Origin of the sequence: Devosia limi DSM 17137 (assembly GCF_900128975.1) — a bacterium.
In the GTDB taxonomy this organism is placed as follows: Bacteria; Pseudomonadota; Alphaproteobacteria; order Rhizobiales; family Devosiaceae; genus Devosia; species Devosia limi.
In genome coordinates this window covers 62,370-75,111 of the sequence record NZ_FQVC01000012.1, presented here as the reverse complement: position 1 = coordinate 75,111, position 12,742 = coordinate 62,370, and the positions used below count along the sequence as shown (strand labels likewise).

At 62.7% G+C, this 12,742-nt stretch carries 13 protein-coding genes; 4 read left to right on the top strand and 9 right to left on the bottom strand.

The features are described 5' to 3' along the window. Window positions 1-125 precede the first annotated feature (125 nt). Window positions 126-917 (top strand): siderophore ferric iron reductase, encoded by a 792-nt coding sequence (locus BUA69_RS16800; RefSeq protein ID WP_143154560.1) that lies wholly within the window; start codon window positions 126-128, stop codon window positions 915-917. A 185-nt stretch (window positions 918-1,102) separates the two neighbouring features. Here the strand turns inward: BUA69_RS16800 and BUA69_RS16795 are convergent, their stop codons facing one another. Next, window positions 1,103-1,696 carry an SH3 domain-containing protein gene (locus tag BUA69_RS16795; RefSeq protein ID WP_046137044.1) on the bottom strand — a complete coding sequence of 198 codons (594 nt, stop codon included), beginning with the start codon at window positions 1,694-1,696 and terminating at the stop codon, window positions 1,103-1,105. A gap of 105 nt (window positions 1,697-1,801) precedes the next feature. On the opposite strand from BUA69_RS16795, the gene BUA69_RS16790 reads away from it, so the two are divergent. From BUA69_RS16790 to truB, 3 genes are read left to right on the top strand one after another with little or no spacing between them, the layout of a single operon-like run. Beyond that, window positions 1,802-2,827 (top strand): 2-hydroxyacid dehydrogenase, encoded by a 1,026-nt coding sequence (locus BUA69_RS16790; RefSeq protein WP_046137045.1) that lies wholly within the window; start codon window positions 1,802-1,804, stop codon window positions 2,825-2,827. A gap of 59 nt (window positions 2,828-2,886) precedes the next feature. Then, window positions 2,887-3,312 (top strand): 30S ribosome-binding factor RbfA, encoded by a 426-nt coding sequence (gene rbfA, locus BUA69_RS16785; protein WP_046137046.1) that lies wholly within the window; start codon window positions 2,887-2,889, stop codon window positions 3,310-3,312. Then, window positions 3,309-4,211 carry a tRNA pseudouridine(55) synthase TruB gene (gene truB, locus BUA69_RS16780; protein WP_046137047.1) on the top strand — a complete coding sequence of 301 codons (903 nt, stop codon included), beginning with the start codon at window positions 3,309-3,311 and terminating at the stop codon, window positions 4,209-4,211. The genes rbfA and truB overlap by 4 nt, the downstream gene beginning before the upstream one ends. Window positions 4,212-4,352: 141 nt before the next feature. Here truB and BUA69_RS16775 read toward each other — a convergent pair whose 3' ends face one another. The 8 genes from BUA69_RS16775 to BUA69_RS16740 form a co-directional block, all read right to left on the bottom strand. Beyond that, window positions 4,353-5,237, bottom strand: coding sequence for a hypothetical protein (locus tag BUA69_RS16775; protein ID WP_046137048.1), 885 nt, complete (start codon window positions 5,235-5,237; stop codon window positions 4,353-4,355). A 249-nt stretch (window positions 5,238-5,486) separates the two neighbouring features. Beyond that, complete coding sequence (locus BUA69_RS16770; protein WP_046137049.1) at window positions 5,487-6,479, bottom strand: ABC transporter substrate-binding protein; 993 nt, start codon at window positions 6,477-6,479, stop codon at window positions 5,487-5,489. A gap of 28 nt (window positions 6,480-6,507) precedes the next feature. Then, on the bottom strand, window positions 6,508-7,353 hold the full coding sequence (locus BUA69_RS16765) for an ABC transporter permease (RefSeq protein WP_046137104.1): 846 nt from the start codon (window positions 7,351-7,353) through the stop codon (window positions 6,508-6,510). Between the two features lie 245 nt (window positions 7,354-7,598). Then, window positions 7,599-8,495, bottom strand: a complete 897-nt coding sequence (locus BUA69_RS16760; RefSeq protein WP_046137050.1) for an ABC transporter permease — start codon at window positions 8,493-8,495, stop codon at window positions 7,599-7,601. A gap of 91 nt (window positions 8,496-8,586) precedes the next feature. After that, window positions 8,587-9,393: an ABC transporter ATP-binding protein gene (locus BUA69_RS16755; RefSeq protein WP_072866606.1), complete on the bottom strand. Its 807-nt coding sequence runs from the start codon at window positions 9,391-9,393 to the stop codon at window positions 8,587-8,589. Window positions 9,394-9,437: 44 nt separating this feature from the next. After that, the gene (locus BUA69_RS16750) at window positions 9,438-9,884 is read right to left on the bottom strand and encodes an endonuclease domain-containing protein (protein ID WP_072866604.1); all 447 of its coding nucleotides are present in this window, start codon (window positions 9,882-9,884) and stop codon (window positions 9,438-9,440) included. 79 nt (window positions 9,885-9,963) lie between these two features. Beyond that, complete coding sequence (gene hydA / locus BUA69_RS16745; RefSeq protein ID WP_046137051.1) at window positions 9,964-11,418, bottom strand: dihydropyrimidinase; 1,455 nt, start codon at window positions 11,416-11,418, stop codon at window positions 9,964-9,966. Between the two features lie 70 nt (window positions 11,419-11,488). Further along, window positions 11,489-12,739, bottom strand: coding sequence for a Zn-dependent hydrolase (locus tag BUA69_RS16740; protein WP_046137052.1), 1,251 nt, complete (start codon window positions 12,737-12,739; stop codon window positions 11,489-11,491). Window positions 12,740-12,742: the final 3 nt, after the last annotated feature.

Genomic DNA, 12,742 nt, shown 5'->3' with positions numbered 1-12,742 from the left:
TCTCTCGGGAAAACTACGAGGGCCTGAACCCGGGAACGCACAGCGGAGTTGCTGTCGCCGAGAAGGTGACTTTCCCTCCCCGGTTTGGCGCGATAGGTTGCGCCGCCCTGACCTGGACCAGCCTGTTGCGTACCCGATCCTATATATTGCTCGATCCCGAGCCCGATGCCGCGCTGATGCGCTTCATTGCCATGGCTGCAGAAACCACCGGGTTTCTGAAAGGCGCGCAGGGCGGGCCGATGCCGGGATGGCATACGCCGGGGCGCGACAATGCGGCGGCGCTGCAGCGCCTACATGACGCGCTGGCGCTGCGCTATCCACAGGCCGGCAAGCCGTTCTGGGCGGTGCGGATGTGGACCAATCTGGTCTGGCAGCCGGCCTATCTGGCGGCGACGGCGGTGCATTACCACGGCGCCCTGCCCGACCTCAGCGCTATCAGCCAAAAAGTCGAGGGCGTTCATGTCGATGGCTATCGCCTGAAGCCCGGCCCGCAGCTCGAGGGCGACGTCGAGACTTTGATTGATGCGGCCGGGGCGCAATTGCGGGTGCTCAGCGAGGCGATGCTCGACGAGGTCAATGCCTTCGTCAAGCTCAAGCCGATCCCAGCCAAGCGGCTGCTGACCGACCGGATGCTGGGGATCATGGTGCGGCTGGCGCGGCAACGGCCGGACCTCTCGCCCGCCGTGATCGCAGGCTATTCCAACCGCTGGCTGGCGGCGATGGGGCTGACCGGTCAGGGGGAACTGGAATTCATCACCCTGCATGACGGTCGGCAGGCGCCGATCATTGCCCGCAAGGGGTGCTGTCTCGATTACCTGATCGAGCCGGATTATTACTGTGCCTCCTGCCCCAAGCAGAGCGACGCGGTTCGGCTGGCGCGACAAAAAGCCGATGCCGAGACGGCGCTGGCTGGGTAGTTTGTGTTTTGGGGCGACCCAGCAAGTGCACCCACCGGGCTGCCCACGGTTGCTTGACCCGTGGGTCGCTCTCACACGGTGTGGGCGGCGAGAGGCCCACGGGGCAAGCCCGTGGGCAGCGCCGTGTTTGGGGGAACACAGGAACTAGACAAAGGACATGGACCGGCACGCGGCACAGCCAAAAGCTAGTCGAATTCCTCGTTTGGATAGACGCCCCAGAGTTCCTCCTGGCGGAGGTAGCCGGAATAGGTGGAGGAGCGGCCGCCTTCGGGCTGGTGGGTGGCCGAGACTTCGCACCAGGAACCGTCGCATTCCTTGATGGCGACGCGCAGGCCCGGGCCAAGTCGGGCGCGTTCGCCACTGTCGTCGCTTTGCCTGGCGCGCAGCGCGATTTCGGCATTGGCCATCAGTGGGGTGACATAACCGACGCGATTGCCGGACAAGAGATTCTGGTGGACCCAGCCCTCGTCGCCATCGACATCGCGAATCTTGCGCCAGGTATCGAATTCCTGGACGATTTCGACCGGCATGCCAGCCTTGAGATAGACCCAGGCGACTTCATATTTGGTGCCGGGACCGACCCGCACATTGATGGGCGTCGACCGGGTCGAGGCGAAGCGCGGCAGCGGTAATCCACTGGGATTGTTGGCCTGCGCAAAGGCTGGCACGGACAAGGCCATGGTGAGCATGGCCAGGCATACCGCGACAAGGCGGGTGATGGCGCGGCTCAGATTGTGGCGGGAGGGGGCAAACACTAGGCCACCGATATGGTCAATCATGACTTTGCAGAAGGAACGGAATTGCCCTATCACTACGCGATGATCCTTAATGGTCACTGAAAAGGGGCGTCCGGCAAGCGCCCGCCCCACCTCATTCCGGAACGCATGACCAGCTCCAAACCCAAAATTCTGGTGACCCGACGCCTGCCCGAATCGATCGAGGCGCGCATGGGAACGCTGTTTGAAACCGATGTGAATGAAGCCGATGTGGCGCTGACCGGTGACGATATTGTGGCGGGGCTGCAGGGCAAGGATGTGTTGGTTTCCTCGATCACCGACAGGATCGACGCCGGATTGATCGCCCGCCTGCCCAGATCGGTGCGGCTGATCGCCCAGTTTGGCAATGGCATCGACAATATTGATGTTGAAGCGGCCTGGGCGGCGGGTCTGACCGTGACCAATACCCCCAGCGTTCTGACCGAAGACACCGCCGATATGGCCATGGTGCTGATGCTGGCGCTGCCGCGCCGGCTGGTCGAAGGCACCCAGATGCTGGTGCGTGATGGGGAATGGGCCGGCTGGTCGCCGACCTCGATGCTGGGCCGGCGGCTGCGGGGCAAGGCCCTGGGCATTGTCGGCATGGGCCGCATCGGCACGGCCGTGGCGCAACGAGCCAAGGCCTTTGGCCTCAACATTCACTATTTCTCGCGCAACCGACGGCCGCCCGGGGTGGAAGAACCGCTTGAGGCCACTTATTGGCCCGACCTCGATGCGATGATCGAAGCCGTCGACATAGTTTCGTTGCATACGCCCCATACCCGCGAGACCTATCACATCCTGAGCGCCGAGCGGTTGGGCCGGATGAAGCAGGGCAGCTTTGTGGTCAATGTGTCGCGTCCCGAGCTGATCGACGAGAATGCGCTGGTCGCCGAAATCGAGCGCGGGCATCTGAGCGGGGCGGCGCTGGACGTATTCGAGAACCGCAGCGGGATCAATGCACGGCTGCTGGCGCTGGCCGAGGCCAACAAGGTGGTGCTGACAGCGCATATGGCGTCGGCGACGCTGGAAGCGCGGATCGAGATGGGCGAGACGGTGATCGTCAATATCCGCACCTTCATGGATGGACACCAGCCGCCGCACCGGGTGCTGCCCGATGGCCGCCATGGGCTGGGCCGCAATACGCTCGCCTGACCGCGCGCCGCGCAGCTGCGTGGATTGACGAAAAAGCCCCAAGCGCTTAGATCGAGCCAATGAGCAAAGACCATAAGTCCACCGGGCCTACCCAGCGCATGCTGCGCGTCGGCGAACTCGTTCGCCACGCCCTGGCAAGTATTTTCGCGCGCGGCGATATCGAGGACGACGCGATGCGCGGCGCCGTGATCACCGTGCCCGAAGTGCGCATGACCAATGACCTCAAGATTGCCGATGCCTATGTGATGCCATTGGGCGGCCAGCATGCCGAGGAAATCGTCGCGGCGCTCAATCGCCACCGCAAGTTCATTCGTGGACAGGTGGCGCCGCAGCTCAATCTGAAATTCGCCCCCGAACTGCGGTTCTTCGTCGATGATACCTTCGAGGAAGCGGCGCGCATCGACGCCTTGCTGCGCTCGGACAAGGTGGCGCGCGATCTGCAAGACGACGATGAAAATCAAGATCGGGACGAGAACCAGTCTTGAGCGCCCCCAAGCGCGTCAAACGCGCCATTTCGGGTTGGGTGATCCTCAACAAGCCCTATGACATGACCTCGACCCAGGCCGTGGGCAAGGTGCGCTGGCTGTTTGGCGCCGCCAAGGCCGGTCATGCCGGCACGCTCGACCCGCTGGCCACCGGCATCCTGCCGATCGCCCTGGGGGAGGCCACCAAGGCCGTGCCCTATGTGCAGGACGGCACCAAGATCTACCGCTTTGCCATCGCCTGGGGCAGCAGCACCACCACCGACGACACCGAAGGCAGCGTCGTGGCGACCTCCGAGCATCGCCCGTCGCAGGCCGAACTCGAAGCGGTCTTGCCCGAATTTGTCGGGCTGTTCTCGCAGGTGCCGCCGATTTTTTCAGCGCTCAAGATCGATGGCGAGCGCGCCTACGACCTGGCCCGTGCCGGCGAAGCGGTGGAACTGGCAGCGCGCGAAATCCGCGTCGACGCAATCAGCCTGGTCAGCCATGGCAGCGAGACGACAATCCTTGAAGTGACCTGCGGCAAGGGCACCTATGTGCGTTCGCTGGCGCGCGACATTGCCGAGCGGCTGGGCACGCGGGGACATGTGTCAATGCTGCATCGCGCCGCCGTCGGCCCGTTTACCGATACCCAGTCGATCACCATCGAGATGCTGGAAGCGGTGGAAGGCGAAGCGCGCGATGCGCTGCTGCGCCCGGTGGCCGACAGCCTTGCCGGCCTGCCGGAACTGCGGCTCAATCCGACCCAGGCTGCCGCCGTGCGCCATGGCAATTCGGTCTTGCTGACCGGTGCGGGCGCGCCGGTGACGCTGGACGATGCCTGGGCCAGTTTCGGCGGACAGGTGCTGGCGACGGGCTGGGTCGAATTCGGCCAGTTCCAGCCCAGGCGGGTGTTCAACTGATCAGCGAAACGGCGGGGACTTGCCCCGCCGTCATTCTTCCTAGTTCAGGAAGAAAATGATGATGATGATCAACCAGATCGGCACGCCGAGCAGCCACAGGCCAATACCTCGAAACATGGATTTGTCCTTTCGTTAGCTGGGTTAGAAGCGACGGAAGATGTCGGCGAACATGGTGTTGCTGTCGCGGTGATTGCCACCCTTCTGGGCCGCCCAATAGGCACCGATGGCAGCGATCAGCAGCGATGCGGCCAGCAGGAACGCCGCGATGATGCCGGTATTGCGGGCAATGCGGGCGGCCTCCAGAGCGTTCTGGCGGGCAGCCTCGACATTGGCGATCACCTGATCGACGCGGGCGGTCGCCTCTTCGGGGGGAATGCCGGTATTGGCGGCAACCACATTGGCCAGATAGGCGCGGTCTTCGGCAGCGACAGTGCCGTCACCCAGGGCGGCCATTGTAAAGATCCGACCGGCTTCATCACGGGCCAGCGCAGCATCGACCGGCTGGCTCGAGCGGAACAGCGTATCGACGAAATAGGCATTGGGATCGAGCGAGCCTTCGGCGCCGTTGGAAGCGGCCTGCGTCGCGGTGGCGGCAGCGAGCCCCGCAGCATTGCCGACTGCACCGACACCGGCAACGGCGAGCACCGCGCCGAGCACGGCCGAGCCGGCCCAGACGAGAAGGCCATGAGCCCCGTCGCGCAGATCGCTCTCGTCTTCGGTGGCGTCGAAATTGCGACGGCGCAGACGACCGGTCAGATAGCCACCCGCCATCAGGCTGGAGACGAGAACCCAGATCAGCCAGGTGCCGGCGGCAATGCCGATAAAGATCGGCGAGGCGCCTTCGCGGGCGTTGAAGTCAAGGAAGTTCAGCCCGACAGCCGAGCCGAAGCTGAGCAGGACGATGGAAATGGCGGAAGCCAGCACGATGCCAGCAATCACCGCCGGCCAGTCGACATAGGAGGACTGGTCACGGGCGGATGATGTCGTCTCGACGACGGCTATTCCAGCCGGGGCGTCAATGGTCATGGCGTTTTCTCCAGTAAATGGGTGCGTCCCGAGTTCAAGCGAGGCCGATGAACGACAGGATGGCCATGACGATCACGACGAGGCCGACGAGATAAATGATCGAGTTCATGGGGTGAGCCCTTGTTTGTTGACGGTTAGGTCAGGACAACTGACGGGGCGCGCGTTTTGTTCCAGTAAGTCACCGCGAACCGAACAAAGAAAAAGGCGGGGTTGCCCCCGCCTTATCCTGTCAACCTGGCTTGAACCGCCTTAGAGGCCGTCAGTGACCACATGGCTGAAGGCGCCTTCGGGCTCCTTGGTGATGGCCGGGTTATCCGGCGAGACCGCCGAGAGCAGCGTGTCGACGGTCTGGCGATAGGCAGCTTCGTCCAAGGCGCCGGTAGAGCCTTCAGTCAGCTTGTTGATCTCGGAGACCTGATAGACCTGGTCTTCCAGGGTCATGGCGCCAGTCATGTCGTTATCAAGCACGATCTGGGCGGCTTCCTCGGGATTGGCGCGGGCATATTCCCAGCCCTTCATCGAGGCGCGGACGAATTTGGTCATCTTCTCGACAAAGGCGGGATCGGCCAGCTTGTCTTCCATGACATAGAGGCCGTCTTCGAGCATGCCGACGCCTTCATCGCGATAATTGAAGACGGTCAGCTCTTCTGGAGTAATGCCGGCCTTCAGCACCTGACCGAATTCATTATAGGTCATGGTGGAAATGCAGGCGGCCTGCTTCTGGATCAACGGATCGACATTGAAGGCCTGTTTCAGCACTTCGACGCCATCGGCCCCGCCCTCGGTGGACAGGCCCAGCTTGGCCATCCAGGCATAGAACGGATATTCATTGCCGAAGAACCAGACGCCGAGTGTCTTGCCGGGGAAATCGGCGGTGGTTTCGACGCCGGCTTCCTTGAGGCAGGTGAGCAGAAGACCCGAGGACTTGAACGGCTGGGCGATATTGACCAGGGGCACGCCGCGTTCGCGCGCGGCCAGGCCCGCCGCCATCCAGGTGGTGATGACATCGGCACCACCGCCGGCGATCACCTGTTCGGGGGCGATATCGGGGCCGCCCGGCTTGATTTCGACGGTCAGACCTTCCTCGTCATAAAAGCCCTTGGCCTGGGCGACGTAGTAGCCCGCGAACTGGCCCTGGGTGACCCATTTGAGCTGCAGGGTGACATTGTCCTGCGCCCATGCTCCCTGTGCTGCCGCAAGCGTCATTGCGCCAGCCATCGCGCCGATAAGAAGATGCTTCATATTCGACTTTCCCCTGAGTTTGGCATGTCTATGCACCACGCACAGACGGATGCCAGAAAGTGACACCCCTCTCGATGAGGGTGATCACTCCGTAAAAGAGCGAACCCGCGACAGCCGCCACCGCGATTTCAGCCCATACCATGTCGACATTCATCCGGCCGACTTCGGTCGATATCCGGAAGCCCATTCCCACAATGGGGGTCCCGAAAAACTCTGCGACAATTGCGCCGATCAAGGCCAGGGTCGAGTTGATCTTGAGGGCGTTGAAGATGAAGGGCGCCGCTGCGGGCAAGCGCAACTTCAAGAGCGTTTGCCAGTAACTGGCGGCATAGGTGCGCATCAGATCGCGCTCAATGCTGGAGGCGGCATTTAGACCGGCCACCGTATTCACCAGCATCGGGAAGAAGGTCATGATGACGACGACGGCGGCCTTGGATTGCCAGTCGAAGCCGAACCACATGACCATGATCGGCGCCACGCCAACGATGGGCAGCGCTGAAACGAAATTACCGAGGGGCAACAGGCCCGATTTGAAGAAGGGCGAGCGATCGATGAGGATCGCCACGACAAAGCCCAGCCCACAGCCCAGCGCATAGCCGATGAGCACCGCCTTGAGGAAGGTCTGCTGGAAATCGGCCAGCAGCGTCGGCACGCTGGAGGTGATGCGGGCCCAGATCATCGAGGGCGGCGGCAGGATCACCTGGGGCACATTGGCGCCGCGGGTCACCACCTCCCAGACGACAAGAATGGTGACGCCAAAGACGATGGGGATGAGCAGGCCCAGTCCGGCATTGTCGCGCGTGGCAGGGGCCAGCGCCCTGGACAGCCGCTCGACAAACAGCCAGGCAAACAGCCAGGCCGAAATCAGCGCCATCCAGAAGAAGGCCGGGGCCGGCACATAGACGCCGAGCGCGGTCAGAACGGCGACTGCGCCGAGCACGGCCATGGCGCCATCGAGCCACAGGCCCAGCGGCACCCATAAGCGGATCAGCGAGAAGGCGCCAACGGCCAGGAACGCCTTGAGCAGCAGGCCGGTTTCCAGCGGGGTGGCAAAGCTCAGTGCCAGTCCGGCAGTGCAGAGGCCACCTGCGACGAGAGCGAGAAAATATTGCAGCTGGCTCATGCCGGACGTGCCCCCATCTGACGGGCGACCAGTTTTTCGACCAGGCCCACGGAAATCACCAGGATCGCCGCAAGGATGGACGCGGCGAACAGGGCCGACCAGATCTGCACGGTCTGGCTGTAATAGGAGCCGGCGAGCAGGCGCGCGCCAAGCCCAGCCACTGCGCCGGTCGGCAATTCGCCGACAATGGCACCCACCAGGCTGGCGGCAACGCCCACCTTGAGCGAGGTGAACAGATAGGGCACCGAGGCGGGCCAGCGCAGCTTCCAGAAGGTCTGGCTGGGCGAGGCATTATAGGTGTGCATCAGATCAAGCTGGATGGCTTCGGGACTGCGCAGGCCCTTGACCATGCCGACCGCCACCGGAAAGAAGCTCAGATAGGCCGAAATGATGGCCTTGCTCATCAGGCGCGCCGGATCGGTGGGAATGCCCAGCGTGCCGGTGAAGATATTGAAGCCGATGACGACGATCAGCGGCGCCAGCGCCAGAATGGGAATGGTCTGGCTGGCAACAATCCATGGCATCAGCGAGCGGTTCATCGCCTCGCTATGCACGATCAGCACGGCCAGCGCGATGCCGAGCACCGAGCCCATGAGAAAACCCAGAGCGGTGGCCGAGAAGGTCACCCAGGCGTGAAACAAGAGGCTCCGCGGCTTGTTGGGAGCAACCAGAACCGTGGTGTTCCAGAGTTCGCCCATAACCTGGTGCATGGTGGGCAGCACGGGCTTTTCCTGGTTCCAGGTATCCTGCACGAACTGGGTCATGGGCACATCGGTGGTACCGGCGCGGCGGTAAACGTCGTTCTGCCACTGCGCATTCATGCCGATGGCAGCGGCATACCAGACGATGAGAAGGCCAATGAGGACGATGATGATGGGGAAGGCTTTGTTCATCGGTGGCCTTCCCTTTGCGAGACGCCACCCTTGATCTCTCCCCGCAGGGGGGAGTGTGTCGACTTTGACAGTGGCAAAGGAAGCGCCGCCATCACGCGTGCTCCTCGTAGGAGTGTCCGGCCCGCAGGCCGTCGCGCACGCGGGCGGCGATGGCGAGGAATTCGGGGGTTTCGCGGATATCGAGCGGGCGCTCGGCGGGGAGCGTTGACTCGATGACGTCGGTGACCCGGCCAGGGCGCGGGCTCATCACCACGATCTTGGTCGAGAGATAGACCGCCTCGGGAATGGAATGGGTGACAAAGCAGATGGTCTTTTGGGTGCGCGCCCAAAGCTTGAGCAGCTCGGAATTGAGGTGATCGCGGACGATCTCGTCCAGCGCCCCGAAGGGTTCGTCCATCAGCAGGAGATCGGCATCGAAGGCCAGCGCCCTGGCGATGGAGGCGCGCTGCTGCATGCCGCCGGACAATTGCCAGGGATATTTCTTCTCAAAGCCCGAGAGATTGACCAGATCCATAGTGCGCTTGATCCGCTCGGCCTGCTCGGCCGCGGAATAGCCCATGATTTCGAGCGGCAGGGCGACATTCTTTTCGATGGTGCGCCACGGATAGAGCGCCGGGGCCTGGAACACATAGCCATAGGCGCGCTTTTCGCGGGCCTGGCGCGGGGTCATGCCATTGATCAGCAGCGTCCCGGAGGTGGGCTGTTCCAGATCGGCAATCGTGCGCAGGAACGTGGTCTTGCCACAGCCGGAGGGGCCGATGAAGGAAACGAACTCCCCCTTGCCGATGCTGAGATTGACATTGCTCAGCGCATGGACAGGACCGTCATTGGTGGCAAAGGTCAGGCTGAGATCGGCGGCGGAAACCACCGTGGCGGGCAGCGGGCCCTTGTCCTCGATAGCGGCGGATGAAGCAGTCGTCACGGACAAGAGCAAGACCTTTCTCAGGAAATGGGTTTCTGCTGGGCAGAAGCGCAAGAATTTTCTGCACCTCTCCCCTCGGGGGAGAGGTCGGGCTTCGCAAAGCGAAGGCCGGGTGAGGGGGCCTTGGCCAGCCGCTCGGCTAGCGTCGCAAGGACACCATCGATATTGGTCAGAACGTCGTTGTTCCAGAAGCGGACGACAGCATAGCCGTGAGCGGCAAGCACCTGTGTCCGCTGATCATCGCGCGCCGATTGGCTGTGTTGGCCTCCATCGAGCTCAACGATCAAATCGGCCTCTCGGCAGGCGAAATCGGCGATGTACGGCCCGACTGGATGCTGGCGCACAAATTTGTGCCCGACCAACTGGCGGGCGCGCAAGCGCGACCAGAGCTTGCGCTCGGCATCGGTGGAATTGACGCGCAGAGTTTTGGCGGAACGGGCAGCAAATGTCGTCTTGAGCGAGGTCAAAAGGCCCCCTCCCCCGCCGCTCCGCGGCGACCTCTCCCCCGAGGGAGAGGTAAGGTATGCGCCAGACCCAAGCCCATGCTCAAACCCCCGTCGCGGGGATGCCCGATCGTTCCACCTTGCGGGGGGCAACGATGTCTTTCCATTGCGAGAGGGCGCGGTTGACCGGATTTTTCGCTTCGCGGGCGACGAACTGGCCATGGCCCGGCTCGGCCTTGATCTCGTCTTCGACGATCGAGACCTTGCCGCGGCTGAGGACGTAGCGGGGGAGCCCGGTCAGTTCGAACCCTTCAAACACGTTGTAATCGATCACCGATTGCTGCCTGGCGGCGGAGATGGTCTTGGTGCGCTTGGGGTCCCAGACGACGATATCGGCATCGGCACCGACGAGGATCGCGCCCTTTTTGGGATAGCAGTTGAGGATCTTGGCGATGTTGGTCGAGGTCACGGCCACGAATTCGTTCATAGTCAGGCGGCCGGTATTGACGCCACGGCTCCACAGCACCGGCAGGCGATCTTCCAGGCCACCAGTACCATTGGGAATCCGGGAGAAATTGCCGATGCCATTGCGTTTCTGATCGGTGGTGAAGGCGCAGTGGTCGGTGGCGACGACCTGCAGCGAGCCCGATTGCAGGCCGGCCCAGAGCGAATCCTGATGCGCCTTGGAGCGGAAGGGCGGCGACATCACCCGGCGGGCCGCATAGTCCCAGTCGGGGTTGAAATATTCGGTTTCGTCCAGCGTCAGGTGCTGGATCAGCGGCTCGCCGAACACCCGCATGCCCTTGGCGCGGGCGCGGCGGATGGCTTCGTGGGACTGCTCGCAGGAGACATGCACCACATAGAGCGGTACCCCGGCCATGTCGGCCAGCATGATGGCGCGGTTGGTGGCTTCGCCCTCGACTTCGGGCGGGCGTGAATAGGCGTGGCCTTCGGGACCATTATTGCCGGCATCGAGCAGTTTCTGGGTCATGGCGGCAACGACATCGCCATTTTCTGCATGGACCAGCGGCAGCGCGCCCAAGTCGGCGCAGCGGCTGAACGAAGAGAACATCTCGTCGTCATTGACCATCAGGGCGCCCTTATAGGCCATGAAATGCTTGAAGCTGGTAATGCCGCGATCGACCACTTCGGCCATTTCGCGCCAGACCTGTTCGTCCCACCAGGTGATGGCCATGTGGAAGGAATAATCGGTCGAGGCCTTGGAGGTCTTGTTGTCCCACATCTGCAGCGCTTCGAGCAGGCTCTGATTGGGATTGGGCAGGCAGAAATCGACCACCATGGTGGTACCGCCGGCCAGGGCGGCGCGGGTGCCGCTTTCGAAATCATCAGCGGAATAGGTGCCCATGAAAGGCATTTCGAGATGGGTATGGGGATCGATGCCGCCCGGCATGACATAGCAGCCGGTCGCGTCGAGCACTTCATCGCCGGCCAGGTTGGGGCCAATCTCGGTAATGGTGCCGTTTTCGATACGCACATCGGCGGCGTAGGTCAGGTCCGCCGTAACGACGGTGCCGCCTTTGATGACTGTGCTGGTCATGCTCTCTCCCTATCATTTGCTTACAAAGATCGCCGTGGGCCCCTCAGCGCCACGGCGATCCGCTAGACTATCAACTTACAATCCGGGCAGTCTCCACCACGGCGTGGAACAACACGTCGGCACCGGCCGCCGCCCACTCCCTTGAGATGTCCTCGGCTTCGTTATGGCTGAGGCCATCGACGCAGGGGCACATGATCATGGTGCTGGGTGCGACGCGATTGGCCCAGCAGGCATCGTGTCCTGCGCCCGAAATGAGGTCCATATGCGAATAGCCGAGCTTTTCGGCCGCGGCGCGGACGCGATCGACCAGTGTCGGATCGAAAGCGACGGGATCAAAATGCCCGACGGCCTCGACCGCATAACCGACGCCCATGGACTTGGCGATTGCCTCGGCCTCGGCTTCGATGCGGGCCCGCATGGCCGTGAGCTTGGCGAGATCGGGCGAGCGCAGATCGACCGAGAACACCACGGTGCCGGGCAGCACATTGCGCGAATTGGGTGAGAACTTCATCTGGCCGACGCCGGCAACAGCACCGGGCTGATTGTCCATGGCGACGGTCTGGACCATTTCGAGAAGGCGGGCCATGGCGAGGCCGGCATTGACACGCATGTTCATCGGCGTCGAACCGGTATGAGCTTCCTTGCCGGTCAGGGTGAATTCGAGCCACCACAGGCCCTGGCCATGGGTGACCACGCCGATCTGCTTGTTCTCGGCTTCGAGGATCGGCCCTTGCTCGATATGATATTCGAAATAGGCATGCATCTTGCGCGCGCCGGTGACTTCGTCACCGAGCCAGCCAATGCGCTTGAGTTCGTCGCCATAAGTCTTGCCGTCCTGGTCCTTGCGCCCATAGGCGTAATCCTGATCCAGAACGCCAGCGAAGACGCCGGAGGCGAGCATGGCGGGAGCAAAGCGGGCGCCCTCTTCATTGGCCCAATTGGTGACGACGATGGGGTGCTTGGTCTGGATGCCCAGATCATTCATGGTGCGCACGACTTCGAGACCGGCGAGCACGCCCAGTACACCATCATATTTGCCGCCGGTCGGCTGGGTATCGAGATGGCTGCCGATATAGACCGGCAGAGCATCGGGATCGGTACCAGGCCGGGTCATGAACATGGTGCCCATCTGGTCGACGCCCATGGTCAGCCCCGCCGCGTCGCACCAGCGCTTGAACAGGTGGCGGCCTTCGCCATCCTCGTCAGTCAAGGTCTGGCGATTATTGCCGCCGGCAATGCCGGGACCAATCTGGGCCATCTCCATAAGGCTATCCCAGAGCCGATCACCGTTGATGCGTAGGTTTTCTCCTGGGGCAGACATATG